Source organism: Nonomuraea sp. NPDC003560, from assembly GCF_042878785.1.
Classification (GTDB): Bacteria; Actinomycetota; Actinomycetes; order Streptosporangiales; family Streptosporangiaceae; genus Nonomuraea.
Genome location: NZ_JBIAOF010000017.1, coordinates 170,823 through 195,725, shown reverse-complemented (window position 1 = coordinate 195,725; position 24,903 = coordinate 170,823). Strand labels below are relative to the sequence as shown.

Below are 24,903 nucleotides of genomic sequence, written 5' to 3'. Positions count from 1 at the left end.
GTTAGGGTTCGTGTCCCGCCCCATTTCGTAGGAGATCAAGGGGGCGTAGCCGGCCCGGCCTCGCCGGAGACCCAAGGGCTCGTATCCGGCCCCTGGCTCGATGTTCCTCCAGCTCCGTCCTTGGCCGGCCCTAAATCTGCGCTGAAGGTCGGCCTCTACCCGCCTGCGTAGAGTGGTGGCGATCCCGCGACCGCAGACAGACTTCAGGTGTCGGCGTTGCGTAGGGGGGCCAGGAGCTGTTCAGCTTCACTCTCGCCGACGTGCCCCCATCAGCGTCTAACGAGCCGTGCCCGCCGCGACACTAATGGCCGGAATCACCTGGAATCGACAGTGAAGAAGCCCTCGTCCTCCTCGCCAGGGTGCGGGAGTGCATACTGCTTCAGCATGCCGTTCCGCAGCATCCACAGCCGAAAGAACGACTCCTCCTGGTCCATCAAGAAGACCTGGACGGCGTTCGGGCATCGCCAGGCGATGTTCTGAACTCGATCAAGAACCGCGGGCAGATCAGCATGATTGAGCGTCCCGGCCCACACGCTGCATTCGGGGAACTTCCAGCCGCCCCATTGCGAATCCTGGCCGGTCGTCTCGGTCAGGAACCCACATCCCATTCCCGGCCGGTCCCGCCGCGGAGCCTCGGCCCGCAACCAGTTGCTCAACGCCTCAACGTTGGGCCGGTCCACCGCATCAACCGACACCATGACGTTCGCCACCCAGCTCACCAGGCGATTATGGAGCACGCCCCCTGCACGCTTGTCCGTCCTCAGGTCTGCACATCAGTGAGTACGCTGACACTTCGGCGTCACTCTGCGGGGGAGGAGGCGCTGCGAGGGTGTTGCGCGCCCCTAAGAGCGGCTCCTGGCAGCCGCAACAGCCAATAGCGAGCCGTGGGAGTCGCGCCATAGAAGCAGACCTGCCTTCGGCGGTGACCGGGGATTTCGCGATGACCGAACGAGGTGCTGCCAGGGAAGTTCTGGTCATGCCTGGGGCTTTGTCTCTGTCGGCCACGCCCATCAATGCTGTTACCGGCCTGTCGGATGTCTCCACTCAACGGTCCGGACTGGTGGCGTAGCTGTGTACTCCAGGAGCCGGCTTGTGTTGGCAGGGGGCCTGGGCTGGGTGTCAGCGCGAGCTTGGTGAGGCTCGGCAGATTGGCCGTTCTGAGGCCATGGCAGGTGGCTGGATGTCAGGGGTGGGCGAAGAGGGTTAGTGTGCAGCTGGAGGCGATGGCCAGGGTGCGGCCTGTGGGGGAGAAACCGGCTGTGCGGAGCTCGCAGCCCTCTTCGCGGTGGATGTGCCACCAGGTTGATCCGGGTTCGTCGCGGTAGGGGTCACCGCCGCTGGACAGCAGGACGCTTTTGATGGGCCAGTCGGGGGTGACGACATCGATGGACCATCCATTCGTGGTGGTCGTGTGCAGTCCGCCGCCCAGGAGGCCGGAGATCTTGATGGGGGTGCCTGTCAGAGGTCCCATGCCTTGGCAGGTGAGGGTGTAGTCGTCCGGCCAGGCTGGTTCCGGGTCGGGGTCGCGTGCTGTGCGCCGGCCGGTGACGCAGTTGAGGACGCCGCGTCCCTGGTGAGAGGTCACCAGGATGAGGTCCTCGCCCGATTCGGGGTGTACGGCGAAGCCGACGCCGGTCAAGCCTCCGACTGCTACTGGCGGCAGGGGGCGCCAGGGTGGCGGCGGGGGTTGGAGCGGAGCGGTTCGGAACCGGGTGCGAAGGTTTTCGTGGTGGGGGTTCATGGCGGGCGAGTCCTGTCGGGGGCCGGCGGCGGTGCGGTAAGGGCGCATCCTATGCCCGACAAGACGGGGCGGCGTTTGTGCCCAGGCGACCTGGTGGCGGGGGCCTGGGGGCGATGCTTGAGCCGGTAGCCGGTAGCCGGTAGCCGGTAGCCGGTAGCCGGTAGCCGGTGGGCGGGGATCGGGGGTTGCGATTACCTGGGGGGATGCGGCAGGCGGAGGGCGGGCGCCTCGGCGCCGGTGGTCTGGGCAGGCTCTGGAGGGCTGGTGCTCGTCGTCGCGATCGCCCAGGGGGTCCGCTGGCCTTGTGCGGGGAGAGGGGAGGAAGCGCACGTCGCTCAGGGGCGCCGCATGCTAAGTGGCGTCGCCGAGGCGGGTGCGGGCTTCTTTGAGTTGCCGGCGGACGTCGGCGAGTTCGCGTTCGAGTTCCAGGATGCGGCGGATGGCGATCAGGGTCATGCCCTGGTCGGCGAGGTCGGTCACGTGCTGGACGGTCAGGATGTCGTTGCGGGAGTAGCGGCGTTGGCCGCCGGACGAGCGGCTCGGGCTGATGACGTCGTGTTCGTCCAGGCGGCGGAGGTAGGCCTGGCGGACCTGGAGCATCTCGGCGACCTGGCCCAGGGAGTAGAGCGGGGCGTGTTCGTCGTCGAAGGGCAGCGCGGGCATCGTGGCCTCCTCGGGGTTCGGGGGCGGGGCCGGGATGCCCCGCCCCCGGTGCCGGGTCAGGCCCGGATGGCCTTCGTGTCGTTGCGCCGGATCTCCACCTTGCGCGGTTTGGCGCGTTCGAGGACCGGGATGCGCACGGTGAGCACGCCGTTGGCGTAGCCGGCGTCGATGCGGTCGCTGTCGAGGTGCTCCGACAGGTAGACGCGCCTGGTGAACGTGCCCATCGGGCGCTCGCGGACGAACAGCCGTTCGTTCTCGGCGATCTCTTCCTCGCGACGGGCGCCGACGGTGAGGACGCCCCGGTCGACGGTCACCTCGATGGAGTCCGGGTCGATGCCGGGCAGGTCGAAGCGCAGGACGACGTCGTCGTCGCGGCGAAGGCCGTCCATCGGCATCGTGGCGGCGCCGCCGTTGTCGAAGGTCTGGCGGGCCAGCCGGTTGAACTGGCGCTCGAACTCCTGGAAGAACGGGTCGATCGTAGTCAGCAGCATGGTTCCGAACCTCCTGCTTCTGTCGTGGTAGCTAACCTCCAACTCGATTTGTAGGTTAGACAGCCGAGTGGAGGGAAGCAAGGAGGGTAAGGAAGTTTTTACCTGGGTGTGAGGAGTGTGCCGGTGAGGATGGTCACGGCATGGCCGGCGAGGTGGACGCGGTCGCCGTCGAGGCGGGTGTGGACCAGGCCGCCTCTGGCGGAGAGCTGCGCACCGGTCAGAGCCGTGCGGCCGAGCCGCGCGGACCAGTACGGCGACAGGGCGCAGTGGGCCGAACCCGTCACCGGATCCTCGGCGACGCCCACTTGGGGAGCGAAGAATCGTGAGACGAAATCCGTGCCGGTGCCGCGGGCGGTGACGATGACGCCGCGCGCCTCAACTGCCGACAGGGCCGGGATGTCGGGGCGCAGGGTGCGTACCGTCTCCTCTGAATCGACCTCGACCAGCAGGTCCAGGTCGCTTTTCCCGACCCGCACCGGGGTGGCTCCGAGCGCTTTCTCCAGGCCGTCGGGAACCGTGACGGGCGTCACCTCCTTGGCCGGGAAATCCATCGTGATGAGGTCTCCGGCGGCGCGATTCACGGTTAGCGTTCCGCTGGCCGTGCGGAATTCGACGGGGCCGGTCGCGGCGCCGGTCGAATACAGAACGTGAGCGGTCGCCAGCGTGGCATGACCGCAGAGAGTGACCTCGACCACAGGGGTGAACCACCGCAGGGAATCGCCGAGCAGGAAGGCGGTCTCGGAGAGGTTCATCTCGGCGGCTACGCTCTGCATCCACCCATCAGTAACCGGAGAGTCCAGCAGGCAGACACCTGCGGGATTACCCTTGAAAGCTGTGTCGGTGAAGGCGTCTACAGTGAACAGGCGCATGTGGCCGATGCTATACGGGGGGGACGGATATCCAGATGCAAGCGGGTTGCAAGCCGTACAAAATGGAATTAGGGCTGGGCGTGTCGCGTGGCGAATGCGGAATCGTCGGTTACCGTCCAATGTGTAGGGACGTGCCGATTACGGTGAGTTCCTGAGGAAAGGACAAGCCGATGGGGGCAGTGCGCAAGGTGGTGAACTACCTTGGCCTGAGCGGGGTCGATCACTACGACGACGGCTATGACGACGACGAGCACTACGAGGACGAGTACGTTCCGGCGACGGAGCGGGCCGCCCGGCGGTGGCGCGCGAACGTCGACGCGTCGCGAATCGTGATGGTCCAGCCGCTCAAGTACAACGACGCACCGTTGATCGGTCAGCACTTCCGTGACGGGCAGACGGTGATCATGGACGTCACGGGCATGGCGATGCCCGAGGCGACGAGGATGGTCGACTTCGCCGCCGGGCTCGCGTTCGGTTGCGAGGGTCGGATCGAGCGCATCGCCGATCGCGTGTTCCTGCTCGCGCCGGCGCACGTGGAGATCGAGACGACCTGATCGGGTCTAAGCAGCGCGCGGGCCGCGACGAATCAGCCGGGTGAGCTCGGCTGCATCGTCAGCGGCCTGTTTCGCGCGTGCGTCCGCTTCTCTGGCGTAGGCGTGCAGGGCCCAGACGGCGCCCTCGGCCAGCTCCTTCAGCTCGTTGACCTGGCCGGCCACGTAACGGGCGTCGGCGACGATCGTCTTGTGGCGCTGCCAGAGCTGCCAGCCGCCCAGCCCGAGCATGGCCACCCCGGCGGCGGCCAGCAGGAGCGAGGCGCTGAACGCCGCTCCGGCCAGGCACGCGACACCCGCCACGATCAGCACGAACGCGGCCCACGGCCGGCCGCGCGGCACGACGCCCTCGGTGAGGATGGCGTGCTCCGCCGTGGCGATCGAGGTCTCGTCGGGGCCTTCGGGGCGCAGGTGGATGCGGTGGCCGAGCAGCGGGACGGTCAGCGTGGCCGGCGGGGTCAGCCGGCTGTCGGCTTCGAGCTCCTCGGCCAGGCCGCGCAGGATGGGCGCGGCGACGTGCAGGGCGATGGCCGCCAGGTGCGGGTCGGCGCCGGGACGCAGGTCGTCGAGCAGGTGGGAGATCAGCGAGGCCATCGGGCCGGCCGGGCCGCCCTGCCCGATCTGGGCGCGCAGGACCGCCAGCGGCTCGTCCTCGGCCCAGGACGCGGCCGGGCTGGCCGAGCTGTTGCTGAGCGGGGCGGCGGAGTCGTGGTCGGCCTGCCGGGCCGAGGTGATCTCGGCGCAGCGGCCGCGCAGCCTGGCCAGGCGGGCGGCCGCGACCGCCGGACGGGCCAGGTCGGGGATTTCGGCCATCTCCGGGAAATCGGCCAGTGACGGCGGCACGACGACCGCGGGCTCACCGGGCACCAGCGCCTGCACCCACTCCTCGACGTCGGCGTGCTCCTGCACGGCCAGCGCGTCGAGCTTGCGCAGCACGAAGATCTTGCCGGCCGGGCCGTAGGCGCCGCGGGCGGCGGCCAGCCAGAGCGAGCGCTGGCCGTGGGTGACGGGACGGTCGAGCGACAGCTCGCCGAAGGCCGTGCCGAGCCAGGAGGCGTGGATGCGGCTGCCCTGCCCGGACACCGCCAGGGCCAGGCACAGGAAGAGCGCGGTCTGCTGCTGGTCGCGGCCGGCGGCCCTGCTCAGCGGTTCGAGCGGGTCGTCGCCGGCGAGGATGGCGACCAGCGCTTCGACGGCAGGGGGCAGCCAGTGGCCGGGTATGTCGCGAAAGCCCGGAGCGGCGGGAGGCGCGGTGCCATTGGCGGCGAGGTGCGCCAGCAGCGCCTCGGCGTAGCGTTGCAACTCCGTCGCTGCTTGGGGGCTCGCAGTCAGGTCCGTGCTCAAGGCAGAGAACTCCCCCATTTCGGCCTCAGTTCATGACCGCGTAAAGCCTAGCCGTTAGGGCGCGCCAACCCGGTGGAGGCGCGCCCATGACGGAACGGGAGACTTTGAGCCAACTGCCTGTTACATACGGTCGGGGACGGGGACGCCCAGAAGGTCGAGGCCGGTTTCGAGCACGCGCAGGGTCAGCGCGCACAGGGCCAGCCGCGAGGCGCGGGTCTCGGGCTCGACGTCGGACCGCAGCACCGGGCACTGCTCGTAGAACGTGCTGAACAGGCTCGACGTCTCGAAGAGGAAGTTGCACAGCCGGTGGGGCTCGGAGCGGGCGGTGACCTCTTCGATGAGCGTGCCGAAGCCGAGCAGGTGCAGGGCCAGGGCGCGCTCGGCGGGCTCGGCCAGCAGGATCGGGGACGTGGCGGCCGCCGGCTCCATGTCCGCCTTGCGGAAGATGGACCGGATGCGGGCGGTGGCGTACTGCATGTAGGGGCCGGTGTTGCCGGTGAAGCCCAGCATGCGGTCGTAGTCGAAGACGTATTCGCTGTCGTGGCTGACCGACAGGTCGGCGTACTTGACCGCGCCCATGCCGACGGCCAGGGCGATCTCGTTGCGGGTGGCCTCGTCGTAGCCGCGTTCGGCGATGGCCGCCGAGGCCCGCTCGACGCCCTCCTGGAGCAGGTCCATCAGCTTGATGGACTCGCCCGACCTGGTCTTGAAGCGGCGGCCGTCCTTGCCGAGCATCATGCCGATCTGGACGTGTTCGGCCGAGACGGTGTCGGGCAGCCAGCCGGCCATCTGCGCGGAGGCGAACACCATGCGGAAGTGCAGCGCCTGGTCGGCGCCCACCACGTAGAGGATGCGGTCGGCCTTCAGGTCGTGGACGCGGTAGCGGATCGCCGCCATGTCGGTGGAGGCGTAGCCGTAGCCGCCGTCGCTCTTCCTGATGATGAGCGGCAGGGGCTTGTCGTCGGACCCGGTGAAGCCGGGCGGGAACAGGCAGAGCGCGCCCTCGCTGTGGACGGCGACGCCCGACGCCTCAAGATCGGCGCAGGTCTTCTCCAGCATGGGGTTGTACATGCTCTCGCCCGCGAGGTCGGCGTCGGTCAGCGTGACGCCGAGCAGGGAGTAGACCTTGTTGAAGTAGCGGACGGTGGCGTCCATGAAGACGTGCCACAGGCGCATGGTGGCCGGGTCGCCCGACTGGAGGGTGGTGACCCGGACCCGGGCGCGCTGCTTGAAGCCCTCGTCGGCGTCGAACTTGGCCCGCGCCGCCTGGTAGAACTCGGTGCCCATGCCCGCTTCGAGCTGGGCGACCGCGGCCGGCTCGCCGATGTCGAGCAGGTGCTCGATGAGCATGCCGAACGGGGTGCCCCAGTCGCCGAGGTGGTTCTGCCTGATCACCTTGTTGCCGAGGTGTTCGTGCAGGCGGGCGAGGGAGTCGCCGACGATGGTGGTGCGCAGGTGGCCGACGTGCATCTCCTTGGCCGCGTTGGGCGCGGAGTAGTCGATCACGATGGTCTGCGCGGGCGTGCTGGTGCCGACGCCGAGGCGCTGGTCGTCGCGCATGCCCGCGGCCTGGGCCTCGATCCAGGAGTCGGCGAGCGTGATGTTGAGGAAGCCGGGGCCGCTGACCTCGACCGTGCCGGGGAAGTCGGACAGCTCGGCCTTGATCGCCTCGGCGACCTCCCGCGGGGACCGTCGCAGGCGCTTGGCCAGGCTCATCGCGACGTTCGCCTGGAAGTCGGCGAACTGGGAGGGCCGGATCAGCGGGTCTGCGTCGGCGTGCTCGGCGCCGAACGCGTTGGCCAGCGCCTGCTGGACGCGCTCGGTGAGCACTATCTGCGGGTCGGTCATGTTCTAAGGGTACCGGCGACCTTGACCGCGATGCTGATCGCCGCAGCGGCCACCAGGGAGATGCCGACGGCCGTCAGGTCGTTGCTGAGGTCGCCGGGGGCGAGGGCGAAGAAGCGCCGGACGGGCGGCAGCGACAGGGCGAGCGCGAAGAGCCCCGCCATGGACGCCAGCAGCGTGATCCGCCACCAGTTGAGCGGCCTGGTGATCAGCACGAGCACCCACCACGTGGTGAGGAAGAGCGTGATCACCGCGGACGTCTGGTCCTCGGTCAGGGTGGAGGTGCCGCTGTGGGCGGCCCAGAACGACAGCAGCACCGCGACCGCGCACAATACCCCCGCCGGCACGGCGAAGCGCAGCACCCGCCGGACGAACCCCGGCCGCGCCCGTTCGAACGTGGGCGCGAGCGCCAGGAAGAACGCCGGGATGCCGATGGTCAGCGCGTTGGTGAGGGTGGAGTGGCGGGGCGCGAACGGGAACATCACCCCGGCAACGCCGACGGCCAGCGACAACACGATCGCGTAGAAGGTCTTGGTGAGGAAGAGGTTGGAGACGCGTTCGATGTTGGCCAGCACCCGGCGGCCCTCGCCGACGACGTGCGGCAGCGTGGCGAACTTGTCGTCCAGCAGCACCACCTGGGCCACCGCCTTGGTGGCCGGACTGCCCGCGCCCATGGCGATGCCGAGGTCGGCGTCCTTGAGCGCGAGGACGTCGTTGACGCCGTCGCCGGTCATGGCCACGGTGTGCCCGCGGGCCTGCAGCGCGCCGACGAACTGCCGCTTCTGCTGCGGGCTGACCCGGCCGAACACGGTGTGGGAGTCGAGCAGCTCGCCGAGCTTGACGGGGTCGTCCTGGGGGAGCGTCCTGGCGTCGATGGAACGGTCGCCGCCGGGGATCTTCAGGCTCATGGCGATGGCGGAGACCGCCTCCGGGTTGTCGCCGGAGATCACCTTGACCGTGACGCCCTGCTGGGCGAAGTAGCCGAGGGTCTTGAGCGCGTCGGGCCTGATCCGCTGCCTGAGGGTGACCAGCGCGACGGGCTCGACGGGCCCGCCGTCCTGGGCGGCCCGCAGGTCGGGCGTGCGGCACAGGACGAGCACGCGGGTGCCGGTGGCGGCCAGCTCGGCGGCCCTGTCGTAGCCGTCGCCGTCGTGCAGCAGCACGTCGGGGGCGCCCAGCAGCCAGGCGCCGTGCCCGCCGAAGTCGGCGCCGCTCCACTTGCGGGCCGAGGAGAAGGGCACGGACGAGGCCGCCGCCCAGCCGTCGGCGGGGGCGGGGTAGCGGGCCCTGATGGCCTGGGCGGTGGCGTTGGGACGGGCGTCGAGGTGGGCCAGGGCGGCCAGCGCGGGCTCGACCGGCTGGCCGTCGCGCAGCGGGAGCACCTGGTCGAGGTCCATGCCGCCGGCGGTGAGGGTGCCGGTCTTGTCCAGGCAGAGCACGTCGACCCTGGCCAGGCCCTCGATCGCGGGCAGCTCCTGGACCAGGCACTTGCGCCGGCCGAGGCGGATGACGCCGACGGCGAACGCGATCGAGGTCATCAGCACCAGGCCCTCGGGGATCATGGTGACGATGCCGGCGACCGCGCCGGTGATGGCGGTGGAGAAGTCGGCGGAGTTGTGCAGCTGGCTGTAGATCAGCAGGGCGCCGATCGGCACGACCAGCCAGGTGATGTACTTGATGAAGTTCGCCACGCCCTCGCGCAGCTCGGAGTGGGCGAGGTGGAACTTGCTGGCCTCCTCCGCCAGCCGCACGGCGTAGGCGTCGGTGCCGACGCGGGTGGCGACGTACGCGCCGGCGCCGGCGACCGCGAAGCTGCCCGACAACACCTGGTCGCCGGGCTTCTTGTGCACCGGGTCGGCCTCGCCGGTCAGCAGCGACTCGTCGATCTCCAGGCCGTCGGAGCCGACGACCTCGCCGTCGACCAGCAGGCGGTCGCCGGAGCCGAGCAGGACCAGGTCGCCGAGGACGACCCGGTGCGGCTCGACCTGCTGCTCACGGCCGTCGCGGCGGACGCGGACCGGAGCCTCGTTGATCACGGCGAGCTTGTCGAGGGTGCGCTTGGCGCGCAGCTCCTGGACGATGCCGATCAGCGCGTTGGCCACGATCACCAGGCCGAACAGGCCGTCCTGCCACTCGCCGAAGATCAGGATCAGCGCCCAGAGCACGCCGATGACCAGGTTGAACAGGGTGAACACGTTCGCCCTGATGATCGCGCTGAGCGATCTGCTCGACCGCCGCGGCACCTCGTTGGTCTTCGCCTCCGCGACCTGTGCTGAGGTGAGGCCGTCCACATTTCCCCCGTTCCTGTGGATCGGTCTCACACACTACGGCGTCACCAGAGTCTGTGTGAGCGATGCGTGGCGGCGATCCGGTCGCCGATCCTGGCGACGATGCCGCCCGCGGAGAGGTCGGCGGCGACCTGGCAGGCGGCGCTGATCGCGGGCGCCCTGGAGGAGCCGTGGGCGATCACCACCGTCCCGTTCAGCCCGAGCAGGACGGCGCCGCCGTGGGCCTCGGCGTCGAGGCGTCTGCGCAGCTCGCGCAGGCGGCCGCGTTGCATGAGCGCGCCGAACTTGGCGATCCTGCTCTCGCCGATGGTCTCGGCCAGCTCGCCGAAGGCGTACCGGACCGCGCCTTCCATGGTCTTGAGCGCGACGTTGCCGGTGAAGCCGTCCGTGGTGACGACGTCGACCTTGCCGGTGAGCAGGTCGTGGCCCTCGACGTTGCCGGTGAAGCGGATGCCGGGGGAGGACTGCAGCAGTTCGTGGGCGCGTTTGACGAGCTTGTTGCCCTTCTCCGCCTCGCTGCCGATGGTGAGCAGGCCGATCCGGGGCTCGGGGATGTCGTAGGCCAGCTCGGCGTAGGCCGCGCCGAGGTGGGCGAACTGCACCAGCATCTCCGGTTTGACCTCGGCGTTGGCGCCGGCGTCCACCAGGAGGGTGGGGGTGGGGAGCGTCGGGAGCGCCACGGCGATGGCCGGTCGCAGGACGCCCTGCTGGGCCTTGAGCCGGAGCCTGCCGGTGGCGACGATGCCCGCGGTCGAGCCGGCCGACACCACGGCCGAGGCGTCGCCGCGGCGGACGAGGTGGCAGGCGATGGCGATGCTGGAGCGCGGGCGGCGCAGGCTGGCCAGGGCGCCTTCGTCCATGGCCAGGGCCTCTTCCGCCCGGACGATGGGGACCTCTTTGGTGGCGTCGTGGTCGGCCAGGGCCTCGTACAGGATGCGGGGTGAGCCGACGAGCACGATGGGCAGCTTGCGCTCCCGTACGGCGTGGACCGCGCCGGCCACGATCTCGTGGGGAGCGTGGTCGCCGCCCATGGCGTCGAGCGCGACGGGCCTGCTGTCGGACAATGGTCACCTCGTGGGACAGACGAGCCCGCCGTCGCCCGGCCGGGCCGGTACGCGGGCTCGTGTATGTCCGCATCGTAGGCAGGCCGGATGTCAGGTCGACCGGCGGGTGGACCTCCCTGCTTCCCCGGCGCGGCGCTTCCAGTCGCGGGGGCCCGTCAGTGGAGGTTCCAGTCGTCGAGGCCGCGGGTCACGACGACCTTGGAGAACTTCGACGAGCCGGTGACCCGGATCAGCGGGCCGTCGCCCGCCGAGCCGCCGCTGACGTTCCGCTTGCCGAAGATCGAGCTGCCCTCGTCGATCACGTGGGCGTTCTCCGGCACCCGGACGATCATCTTGCTGAACTTCGCGTCGGTCTCGATGGTGATCTCCCGGCCGGGGAGCACGGCGTCGGACAGGTCGATGACGAGGGTGCCGAAGCGGGCCGACAGCTTGGTGCGCCGGGAGGCGACCCAGCGCCCCTTGCGCACGATCTTGCTGAACTTCGAGCTGATCACCTGGTGCTCGATGGCCTCGGGCAGGGCGGACGGGGCGGACACCTGGGGCAGGTCCCGGGTGAGGGGGACGAGCTCGCCGATCGTCTTCGCCGTGTAGGCGATCTCCAGACGGTCGGCGTGCTCGACGCTGGTGAGTCTTCCGGTGGCGAGCGCGTCGCCCAGCAGGGCCGCGACGCGGTCGCGGTCGGCGTCGGAGGCGCGCAGGTCGAGATCCTCGGTCACGATGAATCAGTGTATGTCGAATCGCGATATGTCGCGAGTGTCAAACCTGCAAGGAAACTTGGAGCCCAGTGGAACCGGGGACGCGGCGCGTCGCGTCCGGATATTAAGAACCGTAGACGCGCGACTGGGTCGTGAGGTTTACACGCGAGCGAACAAAAAAGATGGGAAAGGCCTAGTGATCTTGAACCAGGCAGGTACCCGACGCTTCAAGGCGTACACGTCCAAGCACCTCGACGAGCTCCTGCGACGGGCGGGGCTGGACGACGAGGAGCGGCTGAGGGTCCGCGCCGTGGCCACGGTGCTGCCCTTCCGGACGAACGCCTATGTCGTGGATGAACTCATAGATTGGTCGGCGGCGCCCGACGATCCCATCTACCGCCTCGTCTTCCCGCAGGAGGACATGCTTCCCGCCGCGGACGTGGCCAGGCTGGCCGATCTGCTCAAGGCCGAGGCGCCCAACAGCGAGGTCCAGGCCGAGGCCAACCGGGTACGCGCGCAGCTCAACCCGCATCCCGCCGGGCAGAAGGAGCTCAACGTCCCGCGGATGGGCGACGAGCCGGTGCCCGGCATGCAGCACAAATATCCAGAGACAGTGCTGATCTTCCCTAAACAGGGGCAGACCTGCCATGCCTACTGCACCTACTGCTTCCGGTGGGCGCAGTTCATCGGGGACGCGGACCTGAAGTTCGCCTCCGACGACATCGACCGGATGGTGTCCTACATCCGCCACCACCCCGAGGTCACCAGCGTCCTGATCACCGGCGGCGACGCCATGATCATGGGTGAGCCGGTCATCAGGCGCTACATCGAGCCGCTGCTCGGCCTCGACCAGCTCGAATCGATCCGCATCGGCACCAAGGCGCTGGCCTACTGGCCGCAGCGCTTCACCACCGATCCCGACGCCGACGCCACGCTCGGCCTGTTCCAGGAGGTGGTGAAGGCCGGCAAGAACCTGGCGTTCATGGCCCACTTCTCGCATCCGCGGGAGCTGGAGTCGCCGCTGGTGGAGTCGGCGGTCGAACGCATCCTCGGCAGCGGGGCCACCATCAGGACCCAGGCGCCGCTGATCAGGTCCATCAACGACGATCCAGCCGTGTGGTCGTCGATGTGGCGGCGGCAGCTGCGGATGGGGCTGATTCCCTATTACATGTTCGTCGAGCGCGACACCGGGCCGCAGGACTACTTCGCGGTCCCGCTGGCCCGCGCGTACGAGATCTTCAGGGACGCCTACTCGACCGTCTCCGGGCTCTGCCGTACGGTCCGGGGGCCGTCCATGTCGGCCACGCCGGGCAAGGTGTGCGTGGACGGCGTGACCGAGATCGCCGGTGAGCGCGTCTTCGTGCTGCATCTCATCCAGGCCCGCGACCCGGAGCTGGTCGGGCGGCCGTTCTTCGCCCGGTACGACCCGTCGGCGGTCTGGCTGACGGATCTGCGGCCGGCGTTCGCCGAGCGTTTTCCGTTCGAGCCGGCCGACGCCTTGCTGCCCATCTGAGTGGTCGCGTTCTCGCGCCACCGTCCCTGAATTGTGCGCCCCCGGCCCGTGACATTTGTTAATGCGACCACTTGTTCGCGGGCCGTGCGGGCGCACGTCGGTGTCGCGGTCCCGATGGTGATCGGGTCCGCGCGGAATCGAAATCAAAACCGGGGTATTTCCCGTTTTGTCTCTCCGCTCAACGCTCCCCCTTTACTCGGTAACCGGGCTGCAAACCCTGCTACATGGGCTTTCCGGCCGCCTGCGGGCGATCACCGTGAGTGATACAACTGCTTCCGTAGCTCAGCCGTGACAGCACGCTTCGTGTGGTGCCCATAGCGTGTGCGCCACGGCATTCGGGGGTTATCGATTCGCATTTCCACCGCATTCGAGAGCGATCGATCACGAGCCGGGAAGGCAATCATGAATCGAGTAGTCAAGGCGGCCGTTGCCGTCACAGCATTCGGCTTGGCGGCGGCTTTGGCCGTGCCAGCTCAAGCAGAAGTTCAATTCACTCACACCGCCAAGATCGTCCCGCTGGACGGCCTGGGCGGGGGCACCAGCGGAGGCCCGCTCGACCTGCTCGGCGGGCTGCTCGGCGGCGGGCTGCTCAGCAGCCTGGGCGGCGGCCTCGGCGGCCTGACCGGGGCCAACAAGGCCAAGGCGGCGGACGCCGCCGGCGAGGCCAGGGCGCGCGACATCGCCGACGAGAACCGGCGCGCCAGCCTGGCGATGACGCCGAACGCGGCCGAGGACGTCACCCAGGCGAGCGGCCCGCTGCCCGAGCTGTCGCCCATCCTCGGCAGCGGCGCGATCGGCGGCGGCGGCCGGGGCCTGGCCAAGTCGCTGCCGCTGCTCGGCGGCGCCCGCATGGCGCAGCCGCTGGTCAAGGGCGCGCCCCAGAGCAACGGCGGGCTCACCGGCACGAGCGCCCCGCTGCGCGGCGCCATGGACACGATGACCGCCCTGGCCGGGGCCTCGGTCGGCGGCGCGATGGGCAAGGTGGGCGGCGGCGCGCTGCTGCCCGGCACGGGCTCCGGCACGGCCGGCACCGCCACCACGAGCATGACGGGCGCCACCAAGGGCCTGCGCGACCTGTCCATGGAGTCCGGGATGGGCGGGCTCACCCGCGCCGCCAGGATGGCCCTGCCGCACGCGTCCGGCGGCGAGCTGGCCCCGATGGTCGGGCAGGTCGCCCCCGTCGAGGCCGCGCCGGTCGTCGAGGCGCTGCCGGGCACCACCCGGACCGCGTCCGTCGACGAGATCACCCCGCTCATGCAGGACACCGCGGGCTTCGTCTCGGCCAACGGCTCCAAGGCCGCCGGCTCCTACAGCGACATGGTCTCCGCCCTCGGCTGGAGCAGCGACGCGCTGACGAGCTCGGTGCGGGGCTCCTGGGTGCGCGACTGAGACGAGCGCGGCGCGTCCCGGACGTGTCGCGGACGTGACCCGCGCGGGCGCGTCCCGGACATGACGTGACGACGCGCGCACGCGGCCCCGCCGAGGGTCGTGCGACGGTTCGCCGGCGTCCCAGGTGCCGACGCTCGCGAACCGGCCGTGACGGCCGTGAGGTGGCCCGCGTTCAGGTGCCAGGTTGTTCCCGCGACGGCGGGTTCCCGCTCTCCCCGGCGTCGGTGGACGCCCGCGGAACGACGGGGGCGTCGTCGCACCGACAGGACAGGCCGATGGGGTGCGCTCACAAGGTGCCGAGCGCCTCGACGGCACTGCCGCGCGTCGGTCGCGGGTCCGCCGCTCGGGCGGACGGGCCCGCCACGGGTCTGGGCGGATGCGCTCCAGCCCGGGGGTTCACGCGCGCGAGCCGCCGCTGACTGCAGGGCAGCGGCGCCACGCCGAGCCCGCCGCCGGCCCCGCCACGGGGTCGGCGGCCTTCTCTTGTCCCCCCTTGTCCGGCGCGGGCCGCTAGGGCAGCCGGACGCCGGTGCGCCGGGCTATCTGGGCCTGCAACCGGGCCATCTGCCAGTGAAGCTCCAGCAGCTGCTCGGCGAGCTGCATCCTGGGGATCTCGGCCACGTCTTCGATGGCCAGGTGGTCGATCGCGGCCGAAAGCTCTCCCATCGCGCGCCCCCACTCCATCAGCGTTCCTTGGATCGAATTCGCGTTCGAATACTATCGGAACGGCAGTCACGCTGTCAGTGTTTCGGCGCGCGAGTCACCCACGTTTCGCGCAGGTGATCGAAAAGCGGGCGGGCTCAGCCCTTGTTGTAGGCGGCGATGACTTCCTTGGGGTCGCCGTCCATCCGGATCTTGCCCTTGTGCAGCCAGATGACCCGGTTGCAGGTCTCCTCGATGACCTTGAGGTCGTGGGCGACCAGGAAGACCGTGCCGGCCGACTCGCGGATCTGCCGGATGCGGGCCTCGCTCTTCTTGCGGAACTCGCGGTCGCCCGTGGCCAGGGCCTCGTCGATGAGCAGGACGTCGTGGGTCTTGGCCGAGGAGATGGCGAAGCGCAGCCGCGCGCCCATGCCCGACGAGTACGTGGACATGGGCAGCTGGACGAACTCGTCGATGCCGGAGAAGTCGACGATCTCCTGGTACTTCTCCTTGACCTCCGCCGGCGTCATGCCCATGGCGTAACAGCCGAGGACGATGTTGCGCTCACCGGTCAGCTCGCGCATGAGCGCGGCGTTGACGCCGAGCAGCGAGGGCTGGCCGTCGGTGTAGACGGCGCCCTCGTGCGGCGGGAGCAGGCCGGCGATGGCGCGCAGCAACGTGGACTTGCCCGACCCGTTGCGGCCCACGATGCCGATGGCGTCGCCGTGGTAGGCCACGAAGGTCACGCCCTTGACGGCGTGGACCTCCTTCATCTGCGGACGGCCCTGGCGCTTCAGCAGGCGCGTGAGGGCGTTGACCGCGTTGCCCTTCTCGTTGTCGGTGGCCGTGCCGTAGACGCGGTAGACGATGTGCAGGTCGTCGACGATGACGGTCGGGGTGCCCGTGGGAACGTCGAGCGGACTCTTGCCCCGGGGCTCCGGGTTGGGGTGCACCCTCACGTCCTTGCCGGGGACGGCGGGCTCCTCGCCCTTCACCTGTGACAGCTCCTCGGTCAGTTCAGCCACGCCCGTACCTCTCCTCGGACCGCCAGAAGTACCAGAAGCCGAAGCCGAGTGAGAACACTGCCCAGAATACGCAAGACACCCACACCATGGTCGGCGGGTAGTGCCCGTTCTGCGGGTGGTAGCTCTTGATCAGGATGTCGCGCATCCACTCGATGTAGGAAGCCGTCGGGTTCAGGTACATCACGTCGGCGACCCACTGGGGCAGCTTCGCGGACCCGACCACCTTGTCCTGGATCGAGAAGAAGACACCCGAGGCGTAGAGCCAGGTGCGGGTGATGAACGGCAGCAACTGGTTGAGGTCGCGCATCTGGGCGCCCATCCTGGCGATCACCAGGCTGGCCCCGATGTTGAACATCGTCTGGAGCGCCAGCACCACCGGGATCATGAGCCAGAACCAGGTGGGCCACTCGCCGGTGGCCGTCACGATGACGAGGAGCACGCCCATGGAGATGGCGAGCTGCTGCAGCTCCTGGATCGTGTACGCCAGTGGCAGCGACGCGCGCGGGAAGTGCAGGGCGCGGATCATCGACAGGTTGCCGGAGATCGACTTGGCGCCCGCCGTGACCACGCGCTGGGTGTAGGTGAAGACGAACATCCCGGTCAGCAGGAAGGCCGGGTAGTTCTCGATGCCGCCCCGGCCGCCCAGGATGACGCCGAACATCACGTAGTAGATGCCGGCGTTCAGGAGGGGGGTCAGCACCTGCCACAGCTGGCCCAGGGCCGAGCTGGAGTACTTCGAGACGTTGCGGGACGTCGCGTACGTCAGGATGAAGTGTCGCCGCTCCCAGAGCTGGCGCAGATAGACAGGGAACCTCGGCCGCGCGATGGCACGGCGAAGTCCGTATCTCTCGGCGAGCTTGGCCAGCGGCTCCTGCCCGCTTCGGCCGCCCGCCTGGGCGTCCGCGACAGCGGATTCCGGCTGGCTCATGGCTAGGACTCTATTGGATCCAGGTCGGTGGGGTGCCTGCCGCGAGGGACGCGGCAGATGCTTGGACGGAGTCTTGGGGCGCCAGGTTCCAAGGTGCCGTCAAGACTCGCTCAACCGTAGCCCAGCGAGGCGGGCCATGGCGGGAAGGGCGCGACCACGGTCCTGTAGGGGGTAATTTTCATCCGCCGTTCACGTCGAGGCTTGACCTGTTTGAGCATCCCTGGGGTGTTTGTAGAGTTATAGGAAGAATGTCTGTGACGCTGGATTGGCGCACGTGTGACCGAACTGCAACGCGCCAGAGACTCGCTGGTGGCAAGTAGTAAGGGATAGTCGCGATCGACTGGCAGGGCGTCGGCTGGTTTGACCATGTCAGCCAAATCCGGGGGATACCAGGAACCCCCCGTCAGGCTGCTTACCATCACCGCAGCTCAGCGCTGTCGCCCACCTGTAGAGGGAGGATTTTTTTCACCATGCGTGTTACTAAGGGCGCACAGATCGTCGCCGGTACCGCGCTGCTCGCCCTCGCGGTTGCCGCGTGTGGCGGCGGTGCCTCGGACGGCGGCACTGCCGCGGGCGGCGGCGAAACGCCGGTCCGCATGGAGATCGGTGAGCCTCAGGAGCTCCTCAACCCGCTGAACACCACCGAGACCGAGGGCTCCGAAGTCCTCGCCGCGGTGTTCTCGCCGCTCGTCAAGTACGACGAGAACAAGCAGCCGGTTGAAGAGGCCGCCGAGTCGATCACCACCCAGGACAGCAAGGTCTGGACGATCAAGCTCAAGTCCGGCTACACCTGGCACGACGGCAAGCCGGTCACCGCGGCTGACTACGCGCGGGCCTGGAACTATGGCGCCAACCAGGACAACGCCATGAGCTCCTCCGCCTTCTTCTCCCGCATCGACGGCTTCGCCGACGTCCACCCGGGCGAGGGCAAGACGCCGACGGCCAAGGAGATGAAGGGCCTCAAGGCTGTCGACGACAGCACCCTTGAGGTGACGCTGTCCGCACCGTTCTCGCAGTTCAAGACGATGCTCGGGTACACCGCCTTCTACCCGCTGCCGGCCTCCGCGCTCGGCGCCGACGGCAAGGTGACCCAGGCCTACGGCGAGCAGCCGATCGGCCAGGGCCTGTTCAAGGTCGACAAGCCCTACAAGAAGGGCGGCGCGCAGACCATCGACATGACGGTCTACGACAAGTTCCCCGGCCCCAAGCCGAAGAACTGGACCAAGCTGCAGTTCAAGATCTACAGCTCGGCCGAGACCGCCTTCCAGGACCTCCAGGCCGAGAACCTGGACGTGGACGACTCGCTGCCCGCCTCGGCGATCGCGACCGCCAAGTCCGTTCTCGGCGACCGCTACTTCGACGAGCCCGACGCCTCTGTCGGTTACATCGGCGTCCCGCTGAAGTACAACCCCGAGTTCAAGAACCCGGACGTGCGCAAGGCCATCTCCATGGCCATCGACCGCAAGACCATCACCGAGACGGTCTTCGCGGGCACCCGCGCCCCGGCCGACGACTTCATCAACCCGGCCATCCCCGGTTACCGTCAGGGCGCCTGCACGGCCTGCACGTACAACCCGGCCGAGGCGAAGAAGCTCTACGCCGACGCCAAGGGCCCGGCCAAGCTGGAGCTCGGCTACAACGGCGACGGCGGCCACAAGGAGTGGATCGAGGCCGTCGCCAACAACCTCCGCGCCAACCTGGGCATCGAGGTCACGCCGAAGCCGTTCGAGAACTTCAAGGCCATCCTGGACGACCTGGACGCCAAGAAGTACAAGGGCCTGTTCCGCATGGGCTGGTCGATCGACTACCCGTCGGCCGAGAACTACCTGACGCCGATCTTCGGCACCCAGGCCATCTCGACCGGCTCGAACTACGGCGGTTACGAGAACAAGGAGTTCGACGACATCGTCGCCAAGGGCGACCAGGCCGCCGACGCCGCCGAGGGCCTCAAGCTCTACCAGCAGGCCGACGACATCCTGATCAAGGACATGCCGTACATCCCGGTGTACTTCTACCGGAGCAACTTCGGCCACTCCGCCAAGGTCAAGGGCGTCAAGCTGAACCTGCTCAACCAGGTTCAGTGGTCTGACGTCGAGAAGGCCTGACGTCATTCGCCGGGCGGACGGCTCTCGCCGTCCGTCCATCGGAGGACTGAGCTTGGAGGCAGTCACTTTGGGGCCGGGCAAACCGCGGCTACGAGGGTGACTGCCTCCACGCATGTACCGGAGGGCTTGAATGGGCCGTTATGTCATCAGGCGACTGCTGCAGGCGATACCCGTCCTGCTCGGCGCCACGCTACTCATCTTCGCGATCGTCTTCGCCCTGCCCGGCGACCCCATCCAGGCACTGGCGGGCGAGAAGCGCCTGGACCCGGCCGTGGCCGAGGTCCTGCGCGACCAGTACCACCTGAATGATCCGCTGCTGCTGCAGTACTGGTACTACCTCAGCGGCGTGCTCCTCCACGGCGACTTCGGGACCACCTTCTCCAGGATCCCGGTCTCTCAGCTCATGGCCGGCAAGTTCCAGGTCACGCTGAACCTCGCGCTGACCGCGCTCGTCATGGAGGCCATCATCGGCGTCGGCCTCGGCCTGTGGGCGGCGCTGCGCCGCGGCAGGGCCTCCGACACCGCCATCCTCGCCTCGACGCTGCTGCTGATCTCCGTCCCCACGCTGGTGACGGGCTTCGTGCTGCAGCTCGTGCTCGGAGTCAAGCTCAAGCTGTGGACGGGAAGCGACATCTTCCCCGTGGCCGGCATCTCGGCCGGGTTCCGCAGCTACCTGCTGCCCGGTTTCGTGCTCGCCGGCACGTCGATCGCCTATCTCACCAGGTTGACGCGGACGAGCCTGGTGGAGACGCTGCGCGCGGACTACATCCGCACGGCCACCGCCAAGGGTCTGGCCAAACGCCGCGTCATCGGCAGGCACGGGCTCCGCAACGCCCTGATCCCGCTGGTCACCTACCTCGGCGCCGACCTCGGGAACCTGATGGGCGGCGCGGTCATCACGGAGACGATCTTCAACCTGCCGGGCATCGGCAACCAGCTGTTCAACTCGATCCTGCTGCGAGAACAGCCGGTCGTCGTGGGCATCGTGACCGTGCTGGTGCTGATCTACATCCTGGCCAACCTGGTCGTCGACATGTTGTACGCAGTGCTCGACCCGAGGATCCGCTATGAGTAACGAAGCAAACGTCGGGCCCATGCTGCCGGAAGCGAAGTCGCTGGTCACGGAGGCCCCGGCGCCACCGTCCCCCGACAAGCAGGGCAGGCGCGGCAAGCAGAAGCAGGAGAAGCCCGCCAGCCTGTGGACCGACGCCTGGTACGACCTGCGCCGCCGGCCGATGTTCATCATCTCCGCGGTGCTGATCGCGATCCTGCTGGTCATGGCGTTCTGGCCGTCGTTGTTCACCTCGATCGACCCGACCAACGCCCAGACCTGCGACCTGTCCACCGCCCGGCAGCTCCCCAGCGTGGGGCACCCGTTCGGCAAGGACAGCCAGGGCTGTGACGTGTTCGCCAGGACGATCTACGGCGCCCGCAACTCGATCGTGATCGGCGTGACCACCACGATCATCACCATGATCCTGGGCGGCCTGCTCGGCCTGTTCGCCGGCTTCCGCAGCGGCCTGATCGACTCGGTCTCCTCCCGGGTCACCGAGATCTTCTTCGCCATCCCGCCGATCCTGGGCGCCCTGCTGATCGCGGCCACCTTCCGCGACAGCGGCATCAACAGCATCATGCTGGTCATCGCGGCCCTGGCGGTGCTCGGCTGGCCGATGGTGTTCCGCATCATGCGGGCCTCGGTGATCACGGCCAAGAGCCAGGACTTCGTGGTCGCCGCGCGGGCGGTGGGCGCGGGCCAGTGGCGCATCATGTTCAAGCACCTGCTGCCGAACTCGCTGGCGCCGGTGATCGTGGTCAGCACGATCAACCTCGGCGGCTACATCGCGGCGGAGGCGGCGCTGTCGTTCCTCGGGGTCGGCGTGCAGTCGCCGGACATCTCGTGGGGCCTCATGATCGCCGACGCCCGGCCGCGGTTCCTCGACGCGTCGCTGCCGCTGTTCTTCCCGGCCCTGTTCCTGAGCATCACGGTGCTCGCGTTCATCATGCTGGGCGACGCCGTGCGTGACGCTCTCGATCCGAAGCTCAGGTAGAAGGGGGGATCAAGTGAAGAAGACGTCGACAGACGTGTTGCCCGCCGAGGGAGGGCTGGGCGACGAACCGCTGCTCGCGGTTGACGATCTGCACGTGGAGTTCCGTACGCGTCAGGGCGTCGTGCGCGCGGTGAACGGCGTGAGCTACACGGTCAACCCCGGTGAGACGCTGGCGGTGCTCGGCGAGTCGGGTTCGGGCAAGTCCGTGACCGCTCAGGCGATCATGGGCATCCTGGACATGCCGCCGGCCGTCATCCCCAAGGGCGAGATCCGCTTCAAGGGCACCGACCTGCTCAAGCTCTCGGAGGACGCGCGCACCCAGGTGCGCGGCCAGCGCATCGCGATGGTCTTCCAGGACGCCCTCTCGGCGCTCAACCCGGTGTTCACCGTGGGCTGGCAGATCAGCGAGATGTTCCGGGTCCACCGCGGCATGTCCAAGCGCGACGGCATGAACAAGGCCGTCGAGCTGATGGACAAGGTCCGCATCCCGGCCGCCCGGCAGCGCGTCAACGACTATCCGCACCAGTTCTCGGGCGGCATGCGGCAGCGCATCATGATCGCGATGTCGATCGCGCTCGACCCCGAGGTGCTGATCGCCGACGAGCCGACCACCGCCCTGGACGTGACCGTCCAGGCGCAGATCATGGAACTGCTGGCCGAGCTGCAGCGCGAGAGCCAGATGGGCATGATCCTGATCACCCACGACCTGGGCGTCGTGGCGGACGTGGCCGACAAGATCTCGGTCATGTACGCCGGCCGGATCGTGGAGAACGCCCCGGTGCACGACATCTACCGGGCGCCGGCGCACCCGTACACGAAGGGCCTGCTGGAGTCCATCCCCCGGGTGGACCTCAAGGGCCAGGAGCTGTACGCGATCAAGGGCCTGCCGCCCAACCTGCTCGACCTGCCGAGCGGGTGCGCGTTCAATCCCCGGTGCCCGTACCGGCAGGACAACTGCGTGACCGCCGCCCCCCAGCTCTACGAGATCAGCGGCACGCGTGGCAGCGCCTGCCACTACTGGAGGGAGGTCCTCGATGGCGAACGGCAGTGAGCGCATCCTTGAGGTTCGCGACCTGGTCAAGCACTTCCCCCTGACCCAGGGCATCGTCCTCAAGAAGCAGATCGGCGCGATCAAGGCCGTGGACGGCGTCTCGTTCGACCTCAACAGGGGCGAGACGCTGGGCATCGTGGGCGAGTCGGGCTGTGGCAAGTCCACGCTGGCCAAGGTGCTGATGGCGCTGGAGCGGCCGACCTCGGGCTCGGTGAAGATCAACGGCAAGGACATCGCCAAGGCCAGGGGCAACGAGCTCAAGCGCATGCGCCGCAACATCCAGATGGTGATGCAGGACCCGTACACCTCGCTGAACCCCCGGATGACCGTCGGCGACATCATCGGCGAGCCGTACGAGATCCACACGGAGGTGGCGCCCAAGGGCGACCGCCGCCGCAAGGTGCAGGAGCTGCTGGAGGTCGTCGGGCTCAACCCCGACCACATCAACCGCTACCCGCACCAGTTCTCGGGCGGCCAGCGGCAGCGCATCGGCATCGCCCGCGGCCTGGCGCTGCAGCCGGAGATCATCGTCTGCGACGAGCCCGTCTCGGCGCTGGACGTGTCGATCCAGGCCCAGGTGATCAACCTGCTGGAGCGGCTGCAGAACGAGTTCAACCTGGCCTACATCTTCATCGCCCACGACCTGTCGGTGGTCCGCCACATCTCCGACCGGGTGGGCGTGATGTACCTGGGCAAGTTCGTCGAGCTCGGCAAGGACGTCGAGATCTACGACAAGCCCGCTCATCCGTACACGCAGGCGCTGCTGTCGGCGGTGCCGGTTCCCGACCCCGAGGGCCGGGAGCAGCGCGAGCGGATCATCCTGCAGGGCGACCCGCCCTCGCCCGCCAACCCGCCGTCGGGCTGCCGCTTCCGCACCCGCTGCTGGAAGGCGCAGGAGATCTGCGCGGAGGAGGAGCCGTTGCTGCAGATCCGGACGGGGACCGGGCACGAGAGCGCCTGTCACTTCGCCGAGACGCACGACGTGGTGCACGCGGGCTGACCGCGAGCGATCGTGAGGCCCTCCGGGAGACGCTCCCGGAGGGCCTTGTCACGTGGTGGCCACGATCGCCGAGCCGTGGCCGAACAGCCCCTGGTTGACCGCCAGGCCGACGCGCGCGCCCGGCACCTGCCGCCCGCCCGCCGCGCCGCGCAGCTGGTACGTCAGCTCGCACAGCTGCGCGATCGCCTGGGCCGGGATCGCCTCGCCGAAGGAGGCCAGGCCGCCCGACGGGTTGACCGGCACCCGGCCGCCGAGCGCGGTCTCGCCCGCCCGCAGCAGCTTGTCCGCCTCGCCCGGCGGGCACAGGCCGACGTCCTCGACCCAGTCCAGCTCCAGGGCGGTGGACAGGTCGTACACCTCGGCGAAGGAGACGTCCTCGGGGCCCAGGCCGGCCTCCTCGTAGGCCGCGTGCGCGATCGCGGCCCTGAAGGGCCTCTCGGGCGCGGGAACGGCGGCGCAGGACTCGGTGGCGAAGTTCGGCAGCTCCAGGATCGTGTTGGGGAAGGTCGGGGTCACCGTGGAGACGGCGGCCAGGCGCACCGGGGCCGTCGCGCCGAGCCGCCTGGCGTACACCTGCGAGGCCAGCACGACCGCGGCCCCGCCGTCGGAGGTGGCGCAGATGTCCATCAGGCGCAGCGGGTCGGCCACCATGGGCGAGGCCAGCACCTCCTCCGCCGTGACCGGGCGGCGGTAGCGGGCCATGGGGTTGAGCGAGCCGGCGCGCGCGTTCTTGACCTTGACGGCGGCGAAGTCGTCGGCGGTGGAGCCGTACAGGGCCATGCGCCTGCGGGCGTACAGGCCGAAGTAGGCGGGGTTGGTCGCGCCGAGCAGGCGGAAGCGCAGCCAGTCGGGGTCGTCGTGCCGGTCGCCGCCGACCGGCTTGAAGAAGCCCTTGGGGGTGGAGTCCGCGCCCACCACGAGCGCGACGTCGCACAGCCCGGCCATGATCCTGGTCCGCGCGATGTCCACAGCCTGGGCCCCCGACGCGCAGGCCGCGTAGCAGGAGGCGATCCTGGCGCCCGTCCAGCCGAGCGCCTGGGCGTAGGTGGCGCCGGCGACGAAGCCGGGGTAGCCGTTCCTGATCGTGTCGGCCCCCACCACGTACTGGACGTCGGTCCAGGCCACCCCGGCGTCGCGGAGGGCGGCGCGGGCGGCGGCCACGCCGTACTCGGCGAAGGGACGTCCCCACTTGCCCCACGGGTGCATGCCCGCGCCGAGCACCACCACCGTGCTCACGAGGCCCGCCCCCACATCCACACCAGAGGCCCGTCGGCCAGCGGCCCGTGCACCAGCTCCAGCTCCATGCCCACCTCCAGGTCGCCGGCCGTGAGGTCCCTGACCTGGCCGAGCACCACCAGCCCGGCGTCGTCGAGCTCGACGGCGGCCAGCGTGACGGGCCGGTACGGCTCCGCCGCCACGTACGGCTCCGGCGGCGGGTAACACGCCTCGGTGTAGGACCAGACGCGCCCGCGCCGCGGCAGCCGGACCTCGGCCGTCTCCTCGCCCGCGCAGCGCGGGTTGCGGCACAGGCCGGGCTGCGGCGGGAAGGCGACGGTCCCGCAGGTCAGACAGGCGGTGCCGATGAGGTGGGTGGCGCCGTCCCCGTCGATGGCGAACCAGCCGTCGATCGCTAAGGTCATAGCCAGGAGTA

23 protein-coding genes are annotated in these 24,903 nt (G+C 69.1%); 8 read left to right on the top strand and 15 right to left on the bottom strand.

What is annotated here, in order from left to right:
* Positions 1 to 314: 314 nt before the first annotated feature.
* The 5 genes from ACFYUV_RS46500 to ACFYUV_RS46480 form a co-directional block, all read right to left on the bottom strand.
* On the bottom strand, positions 315 to 719 hold the full coding sequence (locus ACFYUV_RS46500) for a hypothetical protein (RefSeq protein ID WP_387681403.1): 405 nt from the start codon (positions 717 to 719) through the stop codon (positions 315 to 317).
* Between the two features lie 464 nt (positions 720 to 1,183).
* Positions 1,184 to 1,639: a hypothetical protein gene (locus ACFYUV_RS46495; protein WP_387681400.1), complete on the bottom strand. Its 456-nt coding sequence runs from the start codon at positions 1,637 to 1,639 to the stop codon at positions 1,184 to 1,186.
* Between the two features lie 453 nt (positions 1,640 to 2,092).
* Positions 2,093 to 2,404, bottom strand: a complete 312-nt coding sequence (locus tag ACFYUV_RS46490; protein WP_387681397.1) for a MerR family transcriptional regulator — start codon at positions 2,402 to 2,404, stop codon at positions 2,093 to 2,095.
* Between the two features lie 56 nt (positions 2,405 to 2,460).
* Positions 2,461 to 2,895, bottom strand: coding sequence for an Hsp20/alpha crystallin family protein (locus ACFYUV_RS46485; RefSeq protein WP_387681394.1), 435 nt, complete (start codon positions 2,893 to 2,895; stop codon positions 2,461 to 2,463).
* 98 nt (positions 2,896 to 2,993) lie between these two features.
* Positions 2,994 to 3,764 carry a PhzF family phenazine biosynthesis protein gene (locus ACFYUV_RS46480; protein WP_387681391.1) on the bottom strand — a complete coding sequence of 257 codons (771 nt, stop codon included), beginning with the start codon at positions 3,762 to 3,764 and terminating at the stop codon, positions 2,994 to 2,996.
* A gap of 170 nt (positions 3,765 to 3,934) precedes the next feature.
* Between ACFYUV_RS46480 and ACFYUV_RS46475 the strand changes: the two genes are divergently transcribed.
* On the top strand, positions 3,935 to 4,318 hold the full coding sequence (locus ACFYUV_RS46475) for a cell division protein SepF (protein ID WP_352320833.1): 384 nt from the start codon (positions 3,935 to 3,937) through the stop codon (positions 4,316 to 4,318).
* A gap of 6 nt (positions 4,319 to 4,324) precedes the next feature.
* Here the strand turns inward: ACFYUV_RS46475 and ACFYUV_RS46470 are convergent, their stop codons facing one another.
* The 5 genes from ACFYUV_RS46470 to ACFYUV_RS46450 all read right to left on the bottom strand — a co-directional run bounded on the left by ACFYUV_RS46470 (position 4,325) and on the right by ACFYUV_RS46450 (position 11,572).
* Positions 4,325 to 5,617 (bottom strand): hypothetical protein, encoded by a 1,293-nt coding sequence (locus tag ACFYUV_RS46470; RefSeq protein ID WP_387681387.1) that lies wholly within the window; start codon positions 5,615 to 5,617, stop codon positions 4,325 to 4,327.
* Between the two features lie 162 nt (positions 5,618 to 5,779).
* Positions 5,780 to 7,507, bottom strand: a complete 1,728-nt coding sequence (gene argS / locus ACFYUV_RS46465; protein ID WP_387681385.1) for an arginine--tRNA ligase — start codon at positions 7,505 to 7,507, stop codon at positions 5,780 to 5,782.
* Positions 7,504 to 9,795: an HAD-IC family P-type ATPase gene (locus ACFYUV_RS46460; protein WP_387681382.1), complete on the bottom strand. Its 2,292-nt coding sequence runs from the start codon at positions 9,793 to 9,795 to the stop codon at positions 7,504 to 7,506. The genes argS and ACFYUV_RS46460 overlap by 4 nt, the downstream gene beginning before the upstream one ends.
* Positions 9,796 to 9,836: 41 nt before the next feature.
* Positions 9,837 to 10,856, bottom strand: a complete 1,020-nt coding sequence (gene plsX, locus ACFYUV_RS46455; protein WP_387681380.1) for a phosphate acyltransferase PlsX — start codon at positions 10,854 to 10,856, stop codon at positions 9,837 to 9,839.
* 155 nt (positions 10,857 to 11,011) lie between these two features.
* Positions 11,012 to 11,572 carry a DUF1707 domain-containing protein gene (locus ACFYUV_RS46450; RefSeq protein ID WP_387681377.1) on the bottom strand — a complete coding sequence of 187 codons (561 nt, stop codon included), beginning with the start codon at positions 11,570 to 11,572 and terminating at the stop codon, positions 11,012 to 11,014.
* Between the two features lie 175 nt (positions 11,573 to 11,747).
* Between ACFYUV_RS46450 and ACFYUV_RS46445 the strand changes: the two genes are divergently transcribed.
* Positions 11,748 to 13,064, top strand: a complete 1,317-nt coding sequence (locus tag ACFYUV_RS46445) for a lysine 2,3-aminomutase (RefSeq protein ID WP_358298713.1) — start codon at positions 11,748 to 11,750, stop codon at positions 13,062 to 13,064.
* A 465-nt stretch (positions 13,065 to 13,529) separates the two neighbouring features.
* Positions 13,530 to 14,453 (top strand): hypothetical protein, encoded by a 924-nt coding sequence (locus tag ACFYUV_RS46440; RefSeq protein WP_387681374.1) that lies wholly within the window; start codon positions 13,530 to 13,532, stop codon positions 14,451 to 14,453.
* A gap of 510 nt (positions 14,454 to 14,963) precedes the next feature.
* Here ACFYUV_RS46440 and ACFYUV_RS46435 read toward each other — a convergent pair.
* The 3 genes from ACFYUV_RS46435 to ACFYUV_RS46425 form a co-directional block, all read right to left on the bottom strand.
* The gene (locus tag ACFYUV_RS46435) at positions 14,964 to 15,119 is read right to left on the bottom strand and encodes a hypothetical protein (RefSeq protein WP_185845322.1); all 156 of its coding nucleotides are present in this window, start codon (positions 15,117 to 15,119) and stop codon (positions 14,964 to 14,966) included.
* 134 nt (positions 15,120 to 15,253) lie between these two features.
* On the bottom strand, positions 15,254 to 16,120 hold the full coding sequence (locus tag ACFYUV_RS46430; RefSeq protein WP_352361753.1) for an ABC transporter ATP-binding protein: 867 nt from the start codon (positions 16,118 to 16,120) through the stop codon (positions 15,254 to 15,256).
* Positions 16,113 to 17,048 (bottom strand): ABC transporter permease, encoded by a 936-nt coding sequence (locus ACFYUV_RS46425; protein WP_352320850.1) that lies wholly within the window; start codon positions 17,046 to 17,048, stop codon positions 16,113 to 16,115. The genes ACFYUV_RS46430 and ACFYUV_RS46425 overlap by 8 nt, the downstream gene beginning before the upstream one ends.
* A gap of 470 nt (positions 17,049 to 17,518) precedes the next feature.
* On the opposite strand from ACFYUV_RS46425, the gene ACFYUV_RS46420 reads away from it, so the two are divergent.
* From ACFYUV_RS46420 to ACFYUV_RS46400, 5 genes are all read left to right on the top strand, one after another.
* Positions 17,519 to 19,153 (top strand): ABC transporter substrate-binding protein, encoded by a 1,635-nt coding sequence (locus ACFYUV_RS46420; protein WP_387681371.1) that lies wholly within the window; start codon positions 17,519 to 17,521, stop codon positions 19,151 to 19,153.
* Between the two features lie 130 nt (positions 19,154 to 19,283).
* On the top strand, positions 19,284 to 20,228 hold the full coding sequence (locus tag ACFYUV_RS46415; RefSeq protein ID WP_357999824.1) for an ABC transporter permease: 945 nt from the start codon (positions 19,284 to 19,286) through the stop codon (positions 20,226 to 20,228).
* Positions 20,221 to 21,201: an ABC transporter permease gene (locus ACFYUV_RS46410; RefSeq protein ID WP_387681367.1), complete on the top strand. Its 981-nt coding sequence runs from the start codon at positions 20,221 to 20,223 to the stop codon at positions 21,199 to 21,201. The genes ACFYUV_RS46415 and ACFYUV_RS46410 overlap by 8 nt, the downstream gene beginning before the upstream one ends.
* A 13-nt stretch (positions 21,202 to 21,214) precedes the next feature.
* Positions 21,215 to 22,252, top strand: a complete 1,038-nt coding sequence (locus ACFYUV_RS46405; RefSeq protein ID WP_352361745.1) for an ABC transporter ATP-binding protein — start codon at positions 21,215 to 21,217, stop codon at positions 22,250 to 22,252.
* A complete protein-coding gene (locus ACFYUV_RS46400) occupies positions 22,236 to 23,252 on the top strand; it encodes an ABC transporter ATP-binding protein (protein WP_387681363.1) in 1,017 nt (338 codons plus the stop codon). Before ACFYUV_RS46405 ends, ACFYUV_RS46400 begins: the two co-directional genes overlap by 17 nt.
* 48 nt (positions 23,253 to 23,300) lie before the next feature.
* On the opposite strand, the gene ACFYUV_RS46395 is transcribed toward ACFYUV_RS46400, so the two are convergent.
* Entirely contained in the window at positions 23,301 to 24,458 is a 1,158-nt protein-coding gene (locus ACFYUV_RS46395) for a lipid-transfer protein (protein WP_387681406.1), read from the bottom strand.
* Between the two features lie 26 nt (positions 24,459 to 24,484).
* On the bottom strand, positions 24,485 to 24,892 hold the full coding sequence (locus tag ACFYUV_RS46390) for a Zn-ribbon domain-containing OB-fold protein (RefSeq protein ID WP_387681360.1): 408 nt from the start codon (positions 24,890 to 24,892) through the stop codon (positions 24,485 to 24,487).
* Positions 24,893 to 24,903: the final 11 nt, after the last annotated feature.

Coding starts and splice junctions, on each gene's coding strand:
- ACFYUV_RS46490 (WP_387681397.1), bottom strand. CDS start 2,404: ATGCCCGCGCTGCCCTTCGACGACGAACACGCCCCGCTCTACTCCCTG.
- ACFYUV_RS46485 (WP_387681394.1), bottom strand. CDS start 2,895: ATGCTGCTGACTACGATCGACCCGTTCTTCCAGGAGTTCGAGCGCCAG.
- ACFYUV_RS46480 (WP_387681391.1), bottom strand. CDS start 3,764: ATGCGCCTGTTCACTGTAGACGCCTTCACCGACACAGCTTTCAAGGGT.
- ACFYUV_RS46475 (WP_352320833.1), top strand. CDS start 3,935: ATGGGGGCAGTGCGCAAGGTGGTGAACTACCTTGGCCTGAGCGGGGTC.
- argS (WP_387681385.1), bottom strand. CDS start 7,507: ATGACCGACCCGCAGATAGTGCTCACCGAGCGCGTCCAGCAGGCGCTG.
- ACFYUV_RS46435 (WP_185845322.1), bottom strand. CDS start 15,119: ATGGGAGAGCTTTCGGCCGCGATCGACCACCTGGCCATCGAAGACGTG.
- ACFYUV_RS46425 (WP_352320850.1), bottom strand. CDS start 17,048: ATGAGCCAGCCGGAATCCGCTGTCGCGGACGCCCAGGCGGGCGGCCGA.
- ACFYUV_RS46420 (WP_387681371.1), top strand. CDS start 17,519: ATGCGTGTTACTAAGGGCGCACAGATCGTCGCCGGTACCGCGCTGCTC.
- ACFYUV_RS46415 (WP_357999824.1), top strand. CDS start 19,284: ATGGGCCGTTATGTCATCAGGCGACTGCTGCAGGCGATACCCGTCCTG.
- ACFYUV_RS46410 (WP_387681367.1), top strand. CDS start 20,221: ATGAGTAACGAAGCAAACGTCGGGCCCATGCTGCCGGAAGCGAAGTCG.
- ACFYUV_RS46400 (WP_387681363.1), top strand. CDS start 22,236: ATGGCGAACGGCAGTGAGCGCATCCTTGAGGTTCGCGACCTGGTCAAG.
- ACFYUV_RS46395 (WP_387681406.1), bottom strand. CDS start 24,458: ATGCACCCGTGGGGCAAGTGGGGACGTCCCTTCGCCGAGTACGGCGTG.
- ACFYUV_RS46390 (WP_387681360.1), bottom strand. CDS start 24,892: ATGACCTTAGCGATCGACGGCTGGTTCGCCATCGACGGGGACGGCGCC.